This is a genomic window from Limnobacter litoralis, from assembly GCF_030160455.1.
Taxonomy (GTDB): Bacteria; Pseudomonadota; Gammaproteobacteria; order Burkholderiales; family Burkholderiaceae_B; genus Limnobacter; species Limnobacter litoralis.
The window spans coordinates 395,356-412,579 of the sequence record NZ_BSOJ01000015.1; the positions used below are offsets into that span (position 1 = coordinate 395,356).

At 54.0% G+C, this 17,224-nt stretch carries 18 protein-coding genes, 3 tRNA genes and 1 other RNA gene; 14 read left to right on the forward strand and 8 right to left on the reverse strand.

All coding sequences use genetic code 11. The features are described from left to right. The first annotated feature begins 63 nt into the window (after nt 1-63). From QQJ87_RS08885 to QQJ87_RS08910, 6 genes are all read left to right on the forward strand, one after another. Nucleotides 64-139, forward strand: a tRNA-Gly gene (locus QQJ87_RS08885). Between the two features lie 68 nt (nt 140-207). Beyond that, a tRNA-Cys gene (locus tag QQJ87_RS08890) sits at nt 208-281 on the forward strand. A gap of 13 nt (nt 282-294) precedes the next feature. Then, nucleotides 295-388: transfer RNA gene (locus QQJ87_RS08895), tRNA-Leu, on the forward strand. Nucleotides 389-468: 80 nt separating this feature from the next. Continuing rightward, nucleotides 469-2,550 carry a methionine--tRNA ligase gene (gene metG / locus QQJ87_RS08900; protein WP_284281291.1) on the forward strand — a complete coding sequence of 694 codons (2,082 nt, stop codon included), beginning with the start codon at nt 469-471 and terminating at the stop codon, nt 2,548-2,550. A 29-nt stretch (nt 2,551-2,579) separates the two neighbouring features. Continuing rightward, nucleotides 2,580-2,762: a DUF3460 family protein gene (locus QQJ87_RS08905; RefSeq protein WP_284281292.1), complete on the forward strand. Its 183-nt coding sequence runs from the start codon at nt 2,580-2,582 to the stop codon at nt 2,760-2,762. Between the two features lie 9 nt (nt 2,763-2,771). After that, nucleotides 2,772-3,653 carry a segregation and condensation protein A gene (locus tag QQJ87_RS08910; RefSeq protein ID WP_284281293.1) on the forward strand — a complete coding sequence of 294 codons (882 nt, stop codon included), beginning with the start codon at nt 2,772-2,774 and terminating at the stop codon, nt 3,651-3,653. 67 nt (nt 3,654-3,720) lie between these two features. Here the strand turns inward: QQJ87_RS08910 and dnaJ are convergent, their stop codons facing one another. The 5 genes from dnaJ to hrcA form a co-directional block, all read right to left on the reverse strand. Beyond that, nucleotides 3,721-4,851 carry a molecular chaperone DnaJ gene (gene dnaJ / locus QQJ87_RS08915; protein ID WP_284281294.1) on the reverse strand — a complete coding sequence of 377 codons (1,131 nt, stop codon included), beginning with the start codon at nt 4,849-4,851 and terminating at the stop codon, nt 3,721-3,723. 116 nt (nt 4,852-4,967) lie between these two features. Continuing rightward, complete coding sequence (gene dnaK, locus QQJ87_RS08920; RefSeq protein ID WP_284281295.1) at nt 4,968-6,923, reverse strand: molecular chaperone DnaK; 1,956 nt, start codon at nt 6,921-6,923, stop codon at nt 4,968-4,970. 93 nt (nt 6,924-7,016) lie between these two features. Next, nucleotides 7,017-7,604, reverse strand: a complete 588-nt coding sequence (grpE, locus tag QQJ87_RS08925; RefSeq protein ID WP_284281296.1) for a nucleotide exchange factor GrpE — start codon at nt 7,602-7,604, stop codon at nt 7,017-7,019. 76 nt (nt 7,605-7,680) lie between these two features. Next, the gene (hemH, locus tag QQJ87_RS08930) at nt 7,681-8,796 is read right to left on the reverse strand and encodes a ferrochelatase (protein ID WP_284281297.1); all 1,116 of its coding nucleotides are present in this window, start codon (nt 8,794-8,796) and stop codon (nt 7,681-7,683) included. 48 nt (nt 8,797-8,844) lie between these two features. Further along, nucleotides 8,845-9,864 carry a heat-inducible transcriptional repressor HrcA gene (gene hrcA, locus QQJ87_RS08935; RefSeq protein ID WP_284281298.1) on the reverse strand — a complete coding sequence of 340 codons (1,020 nt, stop codon included), beginning with the start codon at nt 9,862-9,864 and terminating at the stop codon, nt 8,845-8,847. A gap of 75 nt (nt 9,865-9,939) precedes the next feature. Here hrcA and QQJ87_RS08940 point away from each other — a divergent pair, with 75 nt between their 5' ends. Both QQJ87_RS08940 and recN read left to right on the forward strand, forming a co-directional pair. Further along, a complete protein-coding gene (locus tag QQJ87_RS08940) occupies nt 9,940-10,884 on the forward strand; it encodes an NAD(+)/NADH kinase (protein WP_284281299.1) in 945 nt (314 codons plus the stop codon). After that, nucleotides 10,877-12,526: a DNA repair protein RecN gene (gene recN, locus QQJ87_RS08945; protein WP_284281300.1), complete on the forward strand. Its 1,650-nt coding sequence runs from the start codon at nt 10,877-10,879 to the stop codon at nt 12,524-12,526. The genes QQJ87_RS08940 and recN overlap by 8 nt, the downstream gene beginning before the upstream one ends. Before the next feature lie 8 nt (nt 12,527-12,534). On the opposite strand, the gene fur is transcribed toward recN, so the two are convergent. Beyond that, nucleotides 12,535-12,969, reverse strand: coding sequence for a ferric iron uptake transcriptional regulator (fur, locus tag QQJ87_RS08950; RefSeq protein ID WP_284281301.1), 435 nt, complete (start codon nt 12,967-12,969; stop codon nt 12,535-12,537). Between the two features lie 91 nt (nt 12,970-13,060). On the opposite strand from fur, the gene QQJ87_RS08955 reads away from it, so the two are divergent. From QQJ87_RS08955 to ssrS, 6 genes are all read left to right on the forward strand, one after another. After that, nucleotides 13,061-13,534, forward strand: coding sequence for an outer membrane protein assembly factor BamE (locus QQJ87_RS08955; protein ID WP_284281302.1), 474 nt, complete (start codon nt 13,061-13,063; stop codon nt 13,532-13,534). A 4-nt stretch (nt 13,535-13,538) separates the two neighbouring features. Then, nucleotides 13,539-14,360 carry a 4-hydroxy-tetrahydrodipicolinate reductase gene (gene dapB / locus QQJ87_RS08960; RefSeq protein WP_284281304.1) on the forward strand — a complete coding sequence of 274 codons (822 nt, stop codon included), beginning with the start codon at nt 13,539-13,541 and terminating at the stop codon, nt 14,358-14,360. Nucleotides 14,361-14,364: 4 nt separating this feature from the next. Then, nucleotides 14,365-15,105 carry an energy transducer TonB gene (locus QQJ87_RS08965; protein ID WP_284281306.1) on the forward strand — a complete coding sequence of 247 codons (741 nt, stop codon included), beginning with the start codon at nt 14,365-14,367 and terminating at the stop codon, nt 15,103-15,105. Between the two features lie 111 nt (nt 15,106-15,216). After that, nucleotides 15,217-15,459 (forward strand): hypothetical protein, encoded by a 243-nt coding sequence (locus QQJ87_RS08970; protein WP_284281307.1) that lies wholly within the window; start codon nt 15,217-15,219, stop codon nt 15,457-15,459. After that, nucleotides 15,446-15,775 (forward strand): cell division protein ZapA, encoded by a 330-nt coding sequence (locus QQJ87_RS08975; RefSeq protein ID WP_284281308.1) that lies wholly within the window; start codon nt 15,446-15,448, stop codon nt 15,773-15,775. Before QQJ87_RS08970 ends, QQJ87_RS08975 begins: the two co-directional genes overlap by 14 nt. Before the next feature lie 6 nt (nt 15,776-15,781). Next, nucleotides 15,782-15,965: non-coding RNA, 6S RNA (gene ssrS / locus QQJ87_RS08980), on the forward strand. 56 nt (nt 15,966-16,021) lie between these two features. On the opposite strand, the gene lgt is transcribed toward ssrS, so the two are convergent. After that, the gene (gene lgt / locus QQJ87_RS08985; protein ID WP_284281309.1) at nt 16,022-16,834 is read right to left on the reverse strand and encodes a prolipoprotein diacylglyceryl transferase; all 813 of its coding nucleotides are present in this window, start codon (nt 16,832-16,834) and stop codon (nt 16,022-16,024) included. Between the two features lie 61 nt (nt 16,835-16,895). Then, nucleotides 16,896-17,189, reverse strand: a complete 294-nt coding sequence (locus tag QQJ87_RS08990; RefSeq protein ID WP_284281311.1) for a TIGR04438 family Trp-rich protein — start codon at nt 17,187-17,189, stop codon at nt 16,896-16,898. Nucleotides 17,190-17,224: the final 35 nt, after the last annotated feature.

Sequence of the window (17,224 nt, forward strand, 5' to 3'; positions counted from 1 at the left end):
TTTGACACGAAATTTTTTCTTGCTATAATTTCGTTCTCTCAACGACGGCAACGTTGTTGAAACGCGGGAATAGCTCAGTTGGTAGAGCGCAACCTTGCCAAGGTTGAGGTCGCGAGTTCGAGCCTCGTTTCCCGCTCCAAACACCAGGGGGAAGTGTTACACTTCCCCCTTCTCATGTTCAGAGTCCAATCGTCTGAACACACCTCAGGCGAGGTGGCAGAGTGGTTATGCAGCGGACTGCAACTCCGTGTACGCCGGTTCGATTCCGACCCTCGCCTCCATTGAATTCCTGTGGCCCGGGTGGTGGAATTGGTAGACACAGCGGACTTAAAATCCGCCGCTTACCTGAATAAGGGGCGTACCGGTTCGATTCCGGTTCCGGGCACCATCCAGCGCACACATTTCCTGCAATAACCCAAGCACCTTGAAGTACAATAGCAGGCTTTGGTTCACCACTAGAACAGCACCGTGACTCGTCGAATTTTAGTAACTTCTGCCCTGCCCTACGCCAATGGCGCCATTCACCTTGGCCATTTGGTCGAATACATTCAGACCGACATTTGGGTTCGTTTTCAGAAAATGCAGAAGCACACCGTGTATTACGTGTGCGCCGACGACACACACGGCACCCCGGTCATGCTTCGCGCGCAATCCGAGGGTATTACGCCCGAGGCACTGATTGAGCGCGTTAGCGGTGAACATCAACGTGACTTCGCAAGCTTCGGCGTGGGCTTCGACAATTATTACTCCACCAATTCGCCTGAAAACAAGGCCTACTGCGAACTCATTTACAAAAGATTGCGGGACAAAGGCCTGATCGAAATGCGACCGGTGGAGCAATTCTATGACCCGGTCAAAGAAATGTTCTTGCCAGACCGCTTCATCAAGGGCGAATGCCCAAAGTGCGGAGCCAAAGACCAATACGGCGACTCCTGCGAGGTCTGCGGTGCAACCTATCAACCCACCGAGCTGAAAAACGCCTATTCAACCGTCTCGGGGGCTGCGCCTGTCCGAAAAAGCTCAGATCACTATTTCTTCAAGTTGTCCGACCCACGTTGTGAATCGTTCCTGCGGAGCTGGACAACAACACCCGGTCGGCTACAACCCGAGGCCATGCGCAAAATGCAAGAATGGCTGGGTGAAGAAGGCAGCGGCAAACTGGCAGACTGGGATATATCCCGCGACGCCCCTTATTTCGGCTTTGAGATTCCGGACGCGCCCGGAAAATACTTTTACGTCTGGCTGGATGCACCGGTGGGCTATTTCGCCAGTTTCAGCCAACTTTGCGCCCGTCTGAATATCGACCCGGAAGAGTTTCTGAACAAAGACAGTGAATGTGAACTGATTCACTTCATCGGCAAAGACATTCTTTATTTTCACGCCCTTTTCTGGCCTGCCATGCTTGAGTTTGCCGACATGCGCACCCCAAGCAAGGTCAACGCGCATGGCTTTCTGACGGTCGATGGTGCAAAGATGTCCAAATCGCGCGGCACCTTCATCACCGCCGAAAGCTACATCGCGCAAGGGCTAAATCCCGAGTGGCTGCGCTACTACTTCGCCGCCAAGCTAAATGCCAGCACTGAAGACCTCGACCTCAGTTTTGCCGACTTCACGGCCCGCGTAAACAGCGACCTGGTGGGCAAGTACATCAACATTGCCAGCCGCAGCGCAGGTTTTTTGGTCAAGAAATTTGAGGGCAAGGTGCTTGATTCAGCCATGAATCACCCACTGCTGACCGATCTGCGCGGAAAAAGCCCAATCATCGCTGGTCATTTCAACGACCGTGAATTTGGCAAGGCCATTCGCGAAATCATGGCGTGTGCCGACCAAGTCAACGCCTATGTGGACCAGGAAAAGCCCTGGGAACTGGCCAAAAAGGAAGGGGCAGATTTGGCTTTGCAAACGGCCTGTTCAGTCTGTCTTGAAGCATTTCGCCTGCTGACTTTGTATCTGAAGCCTGTGCTGCCACAACTGGCCATCAATGCTGAACAAATCATGGGCATCGAGAGCCTGACCTGGTCTGACACTGACACACCATTGAGCAGTACCAAGCCGGTTCAGCCCTTTAAACATCTGATGCAGCGCGTGGATCAAAAGCAGATCAACGCGCTCATCGACGCCAACAAGCAGTCCCTAGGCAATGCACAGGCTCCTGCACAGGTCAGTGCCAAGGCATCATCAAGCCAGCCGACCGCCCAAGTGGACGCTCAAGACAGTGCTTACATTTCCATCGACGACTTTGCAAAGCTCGACCTGCGCATTGGCCTGGTGACGGCCTGCAACGCAGTGGAAGGCTCCAAGAAATTGCTGCAGCTCTCAGTGGATCTGGGTGAAGAAAGACCGAGAAACATATTCTCTGGTATTGCGGCGCATTACACACCTGACCAGTTACTGGGCCAAAAGGTGGTCGTGGTGGCCAATTTGGCCCCCAGAAAAATGAAATTCGGCCTATCCGAGGGCATGGTGCTTTGCGCTGCGTCTGACGACGACAGCGCATTGTCTGCGCTGACTGCCGGCGCCAATGCCCTGCCAGGCATGAAAATCAGCTAACAACCCATTGCGAACACTTCGAGGTAAACATGAAATACGAATCTGAAGCAACCCAGTTTTTGAATCAGCTCAAGACCGAACGCGAGTATCTGGAAGCGGAACAGCGAAAAGGTCGCTCACTGCTGTGGGACAAACAACTGGACCGCAATCTGCAAAAAGGCTATTCAGAGGCCAAAGTGCCCCAAAAGCCGTATGTGTATTCCACCAAGTAAAGTCGGCGATTGAACAGCAAACTCGACGAGTTGGCCGGTCAGTCAGATCGCGACTCCACCCCCGACACAGTAGATGGCCTCGCACTTGCCAGGCTCTACGGTGAGCCGCTGTTCAACGTTCCAACCGATCTGTACATTCCACCAGACGCCCTGGAGGTGTTTCTGGAGGCTTTCGAAGGCCCGCTTGACCTTTTGCTGTACTTGATCAGAAAGCAAAACTTCAACATTCTCGACATTCCGATGGCTGACCTGACACGTCAGTACCTTGAATACATCAACGAAATCCGGAATCGCAACCTTGAACTGGCGGCCGAGTACCTGCTCATGGCGGCCATGCTTATCGAGATTAAATCCCGAATGTTGCTGCCCGTCATCCCCAAAGATGATGGCAGCGAGCCCGAGGACCCCAGGGCGGAACTGGCGAGGCGCTTGATTGAGTACGAGCAGATGAAGCTGGCGGCCCAGGAACTGGACAAACTGCCTGTGATTGATCGTGACTTTTGGGTGAGCCACGCCCACCACGACCCAGAGACGGTGGCCAGACTGCCTGACGTACTGCCCCATGAATTGAAAGAAGCCTGGCAGGCCATTCTGCGGCGCGCCAGCTTGAACAAAACTCACACCATTTCCCGAGAGGAATTGTCCGTGCGAGAGCACATGACCTTCATTTTGCGACGCCTGCAAACCCAGAAGTTCGTGGAATTTTTTGATTTGTTTGACGTCCAGCGTGGCGTGCCCGTCGTCGTGGTTCATTTCATTGCCATGCTGGAATTGACGCGTGAAGGGTTGCTGCGCGTCACCCAGGCTGAGCCCTACGCCCCCATTTATGTGCGCCTGGGTTACGAGGCCACCGGGGAAAATGCAGCCTCTGGGGCCATTGCCGCTGCTTGAAAAGCATATGCAAAAAAAACCGCCCAATCAAGGGCGGTTTTTTTATTGCCTGGCGCTTGCATCTGATTTAACCGAAAAAGTCTTTGACCTTGTCCATCCAGCTTTTGGCGCGTGGCGAGTGCTTGTCGCCATCGGCCGTGCAAGACTGCTCAAACTCTTTCAGCAACTCCTTTTGTCGGTCTGACAAGCGAACGGGCGTTTCAACGACCACATGGCAAAACAGGTCACCGGGGTAGGACGAACGAACCCCTTTAATGCCCTTGCCCCGCAAGCGGAACGTTTTACCGGTCTGGGTGCCTTCTGGAATCTCGAAGGAAGCCTTGCCTCCCAGAGTTGGCACTTCAATGGTGCCGCCCAAAGCCGCCGTCGCGAAGGACACCGGCATTTCGCAGTGCAGGTCGTCGCCTTCACGCTGGAAGACGCTGTGCTCACGCAAATGAACTTCAACGTACAAATCACCCGCGGGCCCACCATTCACGCCAGGCTCGCCTTTGCCGCTCAAGCGAATGCGCATGCCATCGTCAATACCTGCCGGAATCTTGACTTCCAGTGTCTTGTTGGTTTTCTTGCGGCCCAAACCTTCACAGTTGTGGCACGGTTGGGCGATCATCTTGCCGGTACCATGGCACTTCGGACAGGTTTGCTGAACACTGAAAAATCCCTGGGTCATGCGCACAGCACCCGATCCACCGCAAGTGGAGCAGGTTTCAGGCTTGGTGCCTGGTTTGGCACCGCTGCCGGAACACACGGTGCAGTTGTCCCACACGGGCACACGAATTTGGGTCTCAAAACCCTTTGCCGCCTGCTCCAGCGTAATTTCCATGTTGTATTTCAGGTCTGACCCACGGTAAGCATTGCTTCGCCCACCGCCAGAACGGCCACCCCCGAAAATGTCACCAAAAATGTCGCCAAACGCGTCTGAAAAATCGGCAAATCCGCCTGCGCCCGCACCACCGCCACCACCCATGTTCGGATCAACACCGGCGTGTCCATAGCGGTCGTAAGCAGCACGCTTTTGCGCATCGCTCAGCATTTCGTAGGCTTCCTTGGCCTCCTTGAACTTGGCCTCAGCCGTGGAATCCCCTGGATTGCGGTCTGGGTGGTATTTCATTGCCAGTTTGCGATAAGCCTTTTTCAGCTCATCGTCTGTGGCATTTTTGGCCACACCCAGAATTTCATAGAAGTCTCTTTTCGCCATCTTTGTCTCAAGTAGCGCGGGACAAGTCCCGATTGCACAAAAAGGGCGAAACCACACACAGTGGTTTATCGCCCTTCAAGACGGCGGCCACAATACCTGCAGCCGCCATTTCAAGCTCAGTTGTCTTTGACTTCCTTGAAGTCAGCGTCAACCACATCGTCGCCATCGTCCTTCTTGCCAGCTGAGGATGCGCCTGCATTGTGCTGTGCGTCAGCACCTTGCTGGGCTCCTTCAGCAGCCTGCTTGGTCTGCATGTCGGCGTACATCTTCTCGCCCAGCTTTTGCGCGGCTTCAGCAAGGGCCTTTGACTTGTCGTCGATGACGGCCTTGTCGTCGCCTTTTGCAGCTTCTTCAAGTGCCTTGCAGGCTTCTTCGATCTTTTCCTTTTCGCCGGCATCCAGCTGATCGCCGTACTCACCCAGACTCTTGCGAGTGCTGTGCACCAAGGCATCGGCCTGGTTCTTGGCTTCCGCCAACTCGCGACGCTTGGCGTCGTCTGCAGCATTCACCTCGGCGTCTTTCACCATCTTCTGGATTTCATCCTCAGACAAGCCCGAGTTGGCCTTGATGGTGATCTTGTTTTCCTTGCCGGTGCCCTTGTCTTTGGCCGACACATGCAAAATGCCGTTGGCGTCAATGTCAAAGGTCACCTCAATCTGGGGCACACCGCGCGGTGCAGGTGGAATGCCTTCCAGGTTGAATTCACCCAGGCTCTTGTTGTCGCGCGCCATTTGACGTTCACCCTGGTACACCTTGATGGTCACGGCAGGCTGGTTGTCGTCGGCGGTTGAGAAGACCTGACTGAACTTGGTCGGAATGGTCGTGTTTTTCTCGATCATTTTGGTCATCACGCCGCCCATCGTCTCGATACCCAGCGACAGTGGAGACACATCCAGCAACAGCACGTCTTTGCGATCGCCACTCAGCACTGAACCCTGAATGGCCGCACCGGCGGCAACAGCTTCGTCCGGGTTCACGTCTTTGCGTGGCTCTTTGCCGAAGAAGTTCTTCACTGCATCCTGAACTTTGGGCATGCGAGTCATACCACCGACCAGGATGATGTCGTCGATGTCACCCACAGACACGCCCGCGTCTTTCATGGCCATCTTGCAAGGCTCGATGGTGCGTGAAATCAGGTCTTCAACCAGTGCTTCCAGCTTGGAGCGGCTGAGCTTGGCTGTCAGGTGCACCGGTGCGCCATTGGCCATGGCGATGTAAGGCTCGTTGATCTCGGTTTGCTGTGACGAGGACAACTCGATCTTCGCGCGCTCGGCAGCGGCCTTGATGCGCTGCAAAGCGATCGGGTCTTTGGACAGGTCCACGCCATTGTTCTTCTTGAACTCATCAATGATGTGGTCGATGATGCGCTGGTCGAAGTCCTCACCACCCAGGAAGGTGTCACCGTTGGTGGACAACACTTCAAACTGCTTTTCACCGTCGATGTCGGCAATTTCAATGATGGACACGTCGAACGTACCACCACCCAGGTCGTACACCGCAATTTTGCGGTCGCCCTTGGAGGCTTTGTCCATGCCAAAGGCCAATGCGGCGGCCGTTGGCTCGTTAATAATGCGCTTGACGTCCAGACCGGCGATACGGCCTGCGTCTTTGGTGGCCTGACGCTGACTGTCATTGAAATACGCGGGCACGGTAATCACGGCCTCGGTCACTTCCTCGCCCAGGTAATCCTCGGCGGTTTTTTTCATTTTGCGCAGCACTTCAGCCGACACCTGGGGAGGCGCCAGTTTGTTGCCACGTACACCGACCCAAGCGTCGCCATTGTCAGCCTTCAGGATTTCATAGGGCATCAAGTCGATGTCTTTCTGAACTTCCTTGTCTTCAAACTTGCGGCCGATCAGACGCTTCACCGCGTACAGGGTGTTCTTGGGGTTGGTCACAGCCTGACGCTTGGCGGGCGCGCCCACCAGAATTTCGCCGTCTTCCATGTAGGCGATGATGGATGGAGTTGTGCGTGCGCCTTCCGAGTTTTCAACGACCTTGTAGCCACCGCCTTCAAATACTGCTACGCAGGAGTTGGTGGTACCCAGGTCAATACCGATAATTCTTCCCATAATGTGTTCTCCGTGAATATTGTTCCAAGTTGATTCAGATATGGGGCTTTGATTTCAAAGTTCAAGCCCGCGCATTTTGAATCAAGCGATTTTTTATTGAGCCACTGCCACCAAAGCGGGTCGCAAGACTCGTTCATTGATCAAATAACCTTTTTGCAGCACAGCAACCACGTGATTGCTGGGCACGGGTGGATCCACTGAATCGCCGGGCACCATCGACACAGCCTGATGCGCATTGGGATCAAACTTTTCTCCCACCGGGTTCAACACCACAACCTTGCCTTTCTCGAACGAGGATTCAAGAATTCGAAGGGTGGCCGAAACGCCTTCACGCAAAGCTTCCAGAGTCTGGTTTTCCAGTGCCAGCGCTGACTCCAGACTGTCGCGGACGGGCAAAAGGGATTCTGCAAAAGACTCGATGGCAAATTTGTGCGCTTTCAAGACCTCTTCCTGGGTGCGGCGACGCAGGTTTTCCATGTCGGCGGCCAGACGAAGGTACACCTCTTTGCTTTTCTCGACTTCTTGATGGGCGTGCTCAAGCGACGCACGCAGAATGCTCAGTTCGTCTTGAACCGGTTCACTGGCGGGTTGGGCAGCCTGCTCACCTTTGGCTGCCGCATCCTGTTCGGCGCGGGCCTGCGCCTGCTCTTCCGGATTGTTGTTCCCAGTGGGCTCTGACATGCTCGATTCCTCCTTTTTTACGATTTGAGGTAAATCGGGGCATGTGACCCAATTTCAAGGGTCTGATGAAAAAAATTCAGGAAATTTCTTTTGCGCCCATTTCGAGTGCCCGCGCCCGACTGGCGCTCAATTCAGCCGCAGCGGACTCCTCGTAGCCGAGGTCCACAGGCCAGCCTTGCAAATGCTGCCCGGCAATTTCGGTCAGCATGGCGCCTGACAATTCAGAATCATTCAGACAAGGCAGATAGTTGAACTCGCCACCCCCCGCGTGCTGAAAGGTTTCACGACCCTCATCATTGATTTCTTCCAGCGTTTCCAGGCAATCGGCCATGAAACCTGGACACATCACATCAATGCGCTTGGTGCCCAATTGACCGAGAGACTGCAAGGTTTTGTCGGTGTATGGCCCAAGCCACTTGGCTTTGCCAAACCGGGATTGAAAGGTGACCCGGTAGTGCGCTTTTTCAAGTCCCAATTCTTCAGCGACCAAACGTGCTGTCTTGTGGCATTCACAGTGGTAGGGGTCGCCATCCAAAAGGGTTTTCTCGGGTACACCATGAAAACTCATCAGCAGAATGTCACCCCGGGCAAAATCGGGAGTGCCAATCTTTCGCCATTGCCTTCGTACATGTTCAGCCAGCGCATGAATGTAGGCCGGGTGATCGTGGTAATGCTTGATCAGACGCAACTCGGGTACATTGCGAACCGGCTTGGCCCAGTCAAACACGGCATCGAATGAAGAAGCTGTTGTGGCTGCGGCATATTGCGGATAAAGCGGCAGGATAAGCACCCTGTCGTAGGCCTCTTGCCGGAGCTTGTCCATAACGCTGGCAACTGAAGGGTTGCCGTAGCGCATCGCCAGTTCAACGCGTACACCCCATCGCCTTGCCTTGAAGCCGGCCTCCAGTGCAGCCACTTGGCGTTTGCCGATGGCCAGCAGCGGAGAGCCCTCTTCTGTCCAGATGGTGCGATATTTGGCCGCCGACTTTTTGGGTCGAATTCTCAGAATGATCAAATTCAGGATTAACCACCAAATCAGCCTGGGAATTTCGACAACACGCGGATCGGACAGAAACTGTCCAAGATAACGCCTTAATGAGGGCGTGTCTGGGTTGTCTGGCGTACCCAGATTAATCAGCACTACCGCTGTCTTTTGGGGCGTGCCGTGCTTGAATGGTGGTTCTTTGCGCATGAGAAAAACGGCCTGTATGCAAACGGGAAAGTATACTGAAGGGACGTCTTATTGCGGATCAGACAGTGCAGACGAAACCAGTTTTGCTGTGATGTCTACGATCGGGATCAATCGTTCGTACGCCATCCGGGTGGGACCAATCACTCCAAGGGTACCAACCACCTCACCATTGATGTCGTAGGGTGCCGAAATCACGCTCATTTCTTCCATCGGGACCAAGCTGGATTCACCCCCAATGAAAATCTGGACGCCTTGAGCCCGATTTGAGCTTTCGAGCAGGCGCAGCAGTTCCGTGCGCTGCTCGAACATGCCGAACATGCGTTTCAAACGGTCCATGTCTGCAAACAGGTCATTGACCTCCAGCAAGCGGCTCTCGCCTGAGACCAACACACCATCGACTGCATTCTTTTCAGATTCAGTGCCCGCATTCACCGCAGCTTGCATCAACTGGCTGATGTCCTGGCTGATTCGGCCCAATTCATCAGCCAGACGCTGCCGGGCCTCGCGAAAGCTCAACCCTGAGAAATGCTGGTTGAAATAATTGGCCGCAGAGGTCAACTCGGACTGTGCGTATTTTTTCTCGGTGATCAAAATGCGGTTTTGAACGTCCCCATCGGGCGTGACAATGATCAACAAGACTTTTCGGTCGGACAGGCTCAGGAATTCGATCTGCCGAAAACTTGCTGATTTTTTAGGCGCGGTGATCACCCCGGCAAACGAAGACAAGCTGGACAGGAGGTCCACCGCATTGCTGACCACCTTGTTTGGGTCGTCCTGTTTGATGTGCTGACTAAGTACGGCCTGAATGTCTTGCGTCAGGGGCTTGACGGTCAAAAGGGAATCCACAAACATCCGGTAACCCAATGGGGTTGGAACGCGACCAGCGGAGGTGTGGGGTGAAGTCACAAGACGCAACTCTTCCAGATCCGCCATGACATTGCGAATGGTGGCTGGGCTGAGATCCAGCGAAGACCATCTGGACAGGGCACGAGACCCGACCGGGCTCCCCTCGGCAATGTATCTTTCTACGAGGGTTTTGAGTATCGAGCGCGCACGTTCGTCTATCATCGACTTACTACCGAAATGAATTACGCTAGGATTGCGGGTAAAACCACACTTTAGCTCAAAAACAGGACATTCAGCATGCCGAAAAAGCAGGGAGTCTGCGTTGCAGTGTTTGCAAAACATGGCGCCAGGGTCAGCCAGACCATCTGGAGCGACGTGGCCGATCTGCTGATCGCCAATCAATTCAAGGTACTCGTCTGCGATTCCGTTTTACCAAAAAGCAAGAAAAACGACAACCTGCGTTGCCAGAAATACACCTTCGCCAGCATTGAACAAATTCGATCAAACGCGGATTACGCGGTCATCACGGGTGGAGACGGCACCTTTCTGGGCATTGCACGAGACCTTGCCGAAAGCGAAATACCCTTGATCGGAATCAATCAGGGCAGACTGGGGTTTTTGACGGACATCCGTCTGGATGACATTGACCCCACACTCATCGAAACCCTGCGCGGCGACAGCGTCAAAGAGTCGAGACAATACCTGCACGGCCAGATTTTGAGAAATGGCGAGCCCATGGCCGAGCACATTGCGCTCAATGACATTGTGATCAGCCGCGGCATTGTGGGCGGCATGGTTGACCTGAAGGTGGAAGTGGACGGTCGGTTGATGTACAACTTGCGCGCAGACGGACTGATACTTTCCACGCCGACAGGTTCCACAGCGTATGCGCTGTCGGCCGACGGCCCCATTTTGCACCCCAGCCTGGCCGGTATCGTGATCGTACCTGTCGCCCCACACGCTTTGACCAACCGTCCGATTGCCCTGCCGGCCAGCAGCAACATTGAGATCACAGTGACTGGCGGCAAGCAAACCGGCGTGCATTTCGACATGCAAATCAACGACCGGGTGCGGGTCGGAGACCAAATCCGAATTCAGGTTGCCCCCAAACCCATTCACCTGCTTCATCCGCCACGGTATGATTATTTCGCCATGTTGCGGCAAAAGTTGCACTGGAGCGCCAGCCCCACAGAACTGGCTTCTCGCACACGAGGATTGAGAGACAGCGGACACCATGCTTAGTAGTTTGACCATTCAGGATTTCGTCATAGTTGACCACCTACAGCTTGAGTTTGATTCGGGCATGTCCGTGCTATCCGGTGAAACCGGGGCAGGAAAGTCCATTTTGATTGACGCGCTGTCGCTGACCCTTGGGGCGCGATCTGACGCTTCGCAGGTGCGGGAAGGCGCTGAAAAAGCCACCATTTCTGCCATGTTCGACCTGAACGAGCAGGCCAAAGCCATTCTGGAAGAACAGGGGCTGGATACATCTGAAGGTGAACTCATTCTGCGCAGGGTGATTGAATCCAGCGGACGCTCCAAAGCGTTTGTCAACGGAACTCCAGTACCCGCTTCCACCCTGAAGCAATTGTCTGAAACACTGATCGACATTCACGGACAGCACGCATTCCAGACTTTGACCAAACCCGCGGAGCAAAGGCGTATGCTCGACGCCTACGCCCAGCATGATGCTTTATTGGCAAACGTTGGCTCCGCTTATCAGGCATTGCACAAAGCCCGCCGTCAGCTGAACAGCGCGCGCGAGGGGCAACAGGAAAAAGAGGCCCGGTTGTCTGCCCTCCAATGGAAACTGGACGCGCTGGACAAAGTGGCACCCAAACCCGGCCAGTGGGAGACGCTTAGCCAGGAACATGAACGATTGAGCCACAGTGCAGAGCTTTTGACGGGGACGCAGGCCGCGCTGAACACCCTCAGCGGAGACGAGCATTCCATGCTGGATCAGCTGGCCGAGGTCTTGGGTTCCCTGACACACCTCAGCCAGCGAGACCACACCCTGGCCGACATCGTAAAGAATCTCGGCGAAGGGGAAATCCTGATTCGGGAGGCGGCCTATGATCTTGGACATTATCTGAAACACAGCAACCTGGACCCGGACTCTCTGGCAGACGTCGACCGGCAAATGTCCGAGTGGCATGACACCGCGCGCAAACTTCGCGTCGCACCCGAGCTGTTGCACGAAGAGTGGGAACAGACCAGGGCGGAAATTGAATCGATTGAAACCGGTTTTGACCTCGATCAACTCGAAAAGCAGCTTCATGTTGCTCAAATGGCCTACGACTCCGCCGCATTGGTTTTGCGCAATTCCCGCATAGAAGCAGCCTCCAGGTTGGCAAAATGCGTGACGGACTCCATGCAGACACTGAGCATGCAAGGTGGACGTTTTGAGGTGGCCTTGAACGAATGCGAACCAAGCTCGTTTGGGTCCGATGACATTGAATTCAAAGTGGCTGGGCACCCCGGGGTTACACCGCAGCCCATCCAGAAAGTGGCTTCGGGGGGTGAACTCGCCCGGATCAGCCTCGCCATCACTGTCAATACCGTAGAAAGCACGCCAGTTCCAACCTTGATATTTGACGAAGTGGACAGCGGAATTGGCGGGGCTGTGGCTGAAACAGTGGGGAAATATCTGCGCAGCCTTGGCGAAGGCAAGCAGGTTTTGTGCGTGACTCACCTGCCCCAGGTTGCAGCGCAGGGGCATCATCACTATCAGGTCAGCAAAACGATCGACAATGGTTTTACGCGATCAGTGATCCAGAAATTGGGAGCGGAGAGCCGAATCACCGAAGTTGCCAGAATGCTGGGCGGACAGAACATCACAAGCGCCACCCGGACAGCGGCTCAGGAAATGATCAATGCGGGCTGAAAGGTGGCCTAGTTTTTGCCCTTGCGGTGCTCGCAATCTTTCTTGATGCAAGAACCGTAAAGCGCCAAAGCGTGATCGTGAAGCTCGAAGCCGCGCTCTTGGGCGATGGTGCGCTGACGTTTCTCGATTTCAGAGTCGTAAAATTCCTCGACCAGTCCGCACTGTATGCACACCAGGTGGTCATGGTGTTCACCTTCATTCAGTTCAAACACCGATTTGCCAGTTTCAAAGTGCTGGCGGGCCAGCAACCCGGCCTGCTCAAATTGGGTTAATACCCTGTACACGGTGGCAAGTCCGATATCAAGATCTTCCTGCAACAGCAATTTGTAAACATCTTCTGCACTCAGGTGCCGATGGTTACCACTCTGGAACAGTTCCAGAATCTTCATTCTGGGCAGTGTGGCCTTCAGCCCCATGTTTTTGAGATCGCTAGCAGTTGTCATGACTTTGTTGCCGGGAGAGCCTAAAAAAGGTTTAAGTAGCTTATGATAACGCCTTAACCCGACGATCACGTCAACTACTTCAATCAACACAATGCGTATTTTACGACTGAATTTGCTTCTGGGTGCCATGCTGACGTTCGCTTTGGCCGGATGTTCGTCAATGACCAACTACGTACCCAGCATCATTAAGCCCTACAAGTTCGACATTCAGCAAGGCAACTATGTCACGCAGGCCGACATTGACCGAGTCAAAATCGGCATGACGAAAGATCAGGTCAAGTACATTCTGGGTACTCCCCTGCTCAATGATGCCTTTCACGCCAACCGCTGGGATTACGTTTACAGGTTGAAAAAGGCTGACGGAAAGGTTTATGAATCGCGCTACACCGTCATTTTCGACGGTGACAAGCTGGTCAAGAAAGGCGGTGAAAACGTGCCTGAGAATGCAGATCCTGTTCTAAGCCCTGTCACTCAGTCAAAGCCCGCAGCAAAGCCCGAGCCGACCTCGCAAACCCAGGATCAATCCCAAGTAACCGGCACCGAACGTGCCCCCGTATTGAAATAAGATCATGAGTCAAGCCATTCGAATTGCTATTGCAGGCGCCACAGGGCGCATGGGAAAAACACTGATTGAAGCGGTGCTCAACAACCCCGCCTGCGCGCTGACAGGCGCTTTTGATCAGGCGCAGTCACCCGCGATTGGACGGGATGCGGGTGATTTTATGGGCGCCAACACAGGCGTCCTCATCACCAGTGATGTCAACTCTGCACTCAGCAATGCCGACGTCATGATCGATTTCACTCGTCCTGAAGGCACACTGAACCACCTTGAGATCTGCGCCAAACATCAGGTAAAGGCCGTGATCGGCACCACCGGCTTCAACGCACAACAGCTTGAAAAGATCCACCAGTTTGCTTCTCAAATCGCACTAGTCTGGTCGCCGAACATGGCCGTGGGCGTTAACGCCACGTTCAAGCTGCTTGAAGTGGCAGCAAAAATCCTGAACTCCGGTTACGACGTTGAAATCATCGAAGCCCACCACAACAAAAAGGTAGATGCCCCTTCCGGCACTGCATTGCGCATGGGCGAGGTGGTTGCCAAGGTCATGGGTGTCAACCTGGACACCGATGGTGTGTTTGCCAGAGAAGGCATCACCGGCGAAAGAAAACCCGGAACAATTGGCTTTTCGACCATTCGTGGTGGCGACATTGTGGGTGATCACACCGTGATGTTTGCCGGCATCGGCGAACGAATCGAAATTACCCACAAAAGCGCAAGTCGCATGACCTACGCGCAGGGCTCAATCAGAGCCGCTGAATATCTGATGAACAAAAACACCGGCATGTTTGACATGCAGGACGTGCTCGGGCTGAAAAACCTCAGCTTGTAGAACCATGCAGGTGCAGGCCAGAACACCACTGCCCGGTCAAGACTCGTTAAAAGGTCTTGGCGCGGCGATGTCAGTGGTGCTGCACGCTGTCTTATTGATGATCGGTCTGATCGCAGCAAGCCACTGGGACGACGAACCGATAAAAATGGCTCAACCCATGCAGGCTTATCTGGTTTACGCGCCTGAGCCGGCCACAAAAAGCATCGATCCACCTGTAAACCCGGTCAAAGCCCGTCCCCCAGAACCCAAACAGCCACCTAAACCCGCAAAACCAGTCGCCGAGCCTCAGCACGAAGCGGCAAACAAGCCTGACATCGCACTCAATCCGAAGCCGGAAGCCCCAAAAACGCCTGTCCATTCGTCAACACCACCAATTGCAGCCAGCCCCCCCGCTGCCAACCCGAGTCCCCCGGCTGCCAATTCAAGCCCTCCTGTGCCCAGTGCAGCCCAGGTGACCAACACGGCACCCAAAATAAACGCACAATACGCTGCCACCAACCCAAAACCGGTTTATCCGCCCATGGCCAAACGACTGGGTCAACAAGGCACGGTTGAATTGCGTATTCTGGTCAGCGAAGCGGGCACCGCAAGCAAAGTTGAAGTGCTGAAATCGAGCGGTTACGGCAATCTGGATGCTGCTGCCGTACAGGCCATTTCTCAGTGGCGATTTGAGCCTGCCACGCAAAACAACAAGCCGGTGGCTCAATGGTTGACCACACGCTGGACCTACGAACTGCAAAATTGACACGAAACTTGCGGCAAACCCGCACAAATGCGGGTTCACAACAGGGTTTGTTTGGGTAAAATGCAGTGGTTAGCCGTTGGGGCGGTTCAACGTCATGATGGAGCCCACTATATGTCGCAGTCATTGCTCGCGAAACTCGATGAACTTCAGGAAAAAGTGACACAGCTGGCAGGTGCGCTTGAACAGGCTCGCTATGAGGCAAGCCAAAACAAAGAATCGCTGATGCAGCTTAGCAAAGAAAACGAGAAGTTGAAGAAGAAGGTGACGCAGGCCCAAGGGCAGGTCAATCAAATGATCAATCAATGGTTTCCTGAACTTGACCTGAACACGGAGAACTCAATTGGAAGCGCTTGACGTCAAGATTATGGGCAGGGAATTCAAAATTGCCTGCAAACCTGAAGAACGGTCAGCGCTACTGCAGGCTGTGAACATTGTCGAAACCAAAATGTCGGGCATCCGGAACACCGGAAAAATCGTAGGACTCGACAAAATCGCAGTCATGGCGGCTCTCCAGATCGCACATGAATCCATTGTGGGCACCAATTCAGACAAACCCACTTTGGCGCTGGACATTGACAGCATTGAGCGTAAAATCGACTCCATTGGTCGAATCGCTGAGCAAAGCCTTGTTAAAAACACCGAGGCCAAGAACGCCGGCTTGTTCGACTAGCCAAGTTTATCTCTGCCGTGCTGGTGTTGGTCAGCATTCCGTGAACCAATATCTGTGATCCCGGTTGCGGTATCCTGTTGATCGGTGTGATTCCCTCTTCATTGCCAGGGAAACCTAAAGATCTACACACTGCGACCCACTTGAACCTTAGGTTCAGGGATCGGATCAACACTGCACTGGCAGAGACCCAACAAAAAACCCGGACCACTCAGTAGTCCGGGTTTTTTTATTGAGCGGCCTTCAGGCTTAATTCTTTTTGATGTTGCGCATGGTTTCCATGGCAGTTGGCTTGCCAACCGACCACCAGTAAAGCAACACACCCAATACCAGCATGGGTACACACAACCATTGCCCCATCGACAGCCCAAGTGCCAACTTGCCCAGAAAGCGGTCTGGCTCACGCGCAAACTCCACAGTAAACCGTGCCGCACCGTATCCAAACATAAACAGTGCTGCGACCGCCCCACGCTGACGGGGCTTGGATGCAAACCACCACAACACACCGAATAAGACGATGCCCTCCAGCGCCATTTCATACAGTTGTGAGGGATGTCGTGGCAATCGGTCACCCGCCTGTGGAAACACCACACCCCACCATCCGTCGGTGGGTCTGCCCCACAGCTCGCCATTGATGAAATTCCCCAAACGTCCGAATGCGAGGCCTGGTGGTACCGCAGGCGCCACGAAATCCATCAAGTCGAAGAATTTCCAGCCCTTGTGCCGGGCATAAATGAAACAGGTGAGCAACACACCGAGAAAGCCGCCATGAAAGGACATGCCCCCTTCCCAAATGGCTGGAATTTCAGCGGGATTGTGAAGATAGTATTCAGGCTTGTAAAAGAGGACATAGCCCAGCCGGCCACCCAGAATGACCCCCAACACGGCCCAGGTGAGCAAATTGTCGACATCTTCGACGGCAATGCCAGGAAACAGCGGTACGCGTCGCTTGGCAAGGAATACAAAAGCCAGAAAGCCACAAAGGTACATCAGGCCATACCAGTGAACGGCCAGGGGACCAATTGAAAAAGCGATTGGGTTGAATTGAGGATGAACGAACATACGGGCGCCAGCGCTTAAAAAAACAGTGGCTATTGTATGCCTTAACCCGCTGATTGGACGCCTACCGCCCGTGTTTACTCGCCTGCGTGTCCCTGCTTTTGCGTTCTAGACGGGTGACCTGACCATGACTCATCAGGCCGGAGGTCTGTTTGTCGCGATCGAATCTGGCCAAAAAGCGTTTCTGCTCCCTACGTTGTCGCAGAGCGTCCAGTCCCATCAAGGGCTCTATCAGCTCCATCCAGACGACCGCAACGGCAAAGGGCAAACTGACCATGATCCAGGTCCACTGAGAGACTGGCTCAATTTGGCTCAACTTTAAAACCAACAATAAAAATCCAAAAAGTAGAAAAATCATTTTTTTTCGAATGACAAACAAAGGCCATGTCTGCC

Excerpts from the sequence above, each read along its gene's own strand:
- QQJ87_RS08965 (WP_284281306.1), top strand. The coding sequence starts at position 14,365 with ATGCAGGTGCAGGCCAGAACACCACTGCCCGGTCAAGACTCGTTAAAA.
- hemH (WP_284281297.1), bottom strand. The coding sequence starts at position 8,796 with ATGCGCAAAGAACCACCATTCAAGCACGGCACGCCCCAAAAGACAGCG.
- grpE (WP_284281296.1), bottom strand. The coding sequence starts at position 7,604 with ATGTCAGAGCCCACTGGGAACAACAATCCGGAAGAGCAGGCGCAGGCC.
- recN (WP_284281300.1), top strand. The coding sequence starts at position 10,877 with ATGCTTAGTAGTTTGACCATTCAGGATTTCGTCATAGTTGACCACCTA.
- QQJ87_RS08940 (WP_284281299.1), top strand. The coding sequence starts at position 9,940 with ATGCCGAAAAAGCAGGGAGTCTGCGTTGCAGTGTTTGCAAAACATGGC.
- QQJ87_RS08990 (WP_284281311.1), bottom strand. The coding sequence starts at position 17,189 with ATGATTTTTCTACTTTTTGGATTTTTATTGTTGGTTTTAAAGTTGAGC.
- dnaK (WP_284281295.1), bottom strand. The coding sequence starts at position 6,923 with ATGGGAAGAATTATCGGTATTGACCTGGGTACCACCAACTCCTGCGTA.
- QQJ87_RS08905 (WP_284281292.1), top strand. The coding sequence starts at position 2,580 with ATGAAATACGAATCTGAAGCAACCCAGTTTTTGAATCAGCTCAAGACC.
- QQJ87_RS08955 (WP_284281302.1), top strand. The coding sequence starts at position 13,061 with ATGCGTATTTTACGACTGAATTTGCTTCTGGGTGCCATGCTGACGTTC.
- dnaJ (WP_284281294.1), bottom strand. The coding sequence starts at position 4,851 with ATGGCGAAAAGAGACTTCTATGAAATTCTGGGTGTGGCCAAAAATGCC.
- fur (WP_284281301.1), bottom strand. The coding sequence starts at position 12,969 with ATGACAACTGCTAGCGATCTCAAAAACATGGGGCTGAAGGCCACACTG.
- dapB (WP_284281304.1), top strand. The coding sequence starts at position 13,539 with ATGAGTCAAGCCATTCGAATTGCTATTGCAGGCGCCACAGGGCGCATG.
- lgt (WP_284281309.1), bottom strand. The coding sequence starts at position 16,834 with ATGTTCGTTCATCCTCAATTCAACCCAATCGCTTTTTCAATTGGTCCC.
- QQJ87_RS08970 (WP_284281307.1), top strand. The coding sequence starts at position 15,217 with ATGTCGCAGTCATTGCTCGCGAAACTCGATGAACTTCAGGAAAAAGTG.
- hrcA (WP_284281298.1), bottom strand. The coding sequence starts at position 9,864 with ATGATAGACGAACGTGCGCGCTCGATACTCAAAACCCTCGTAGAAAGA.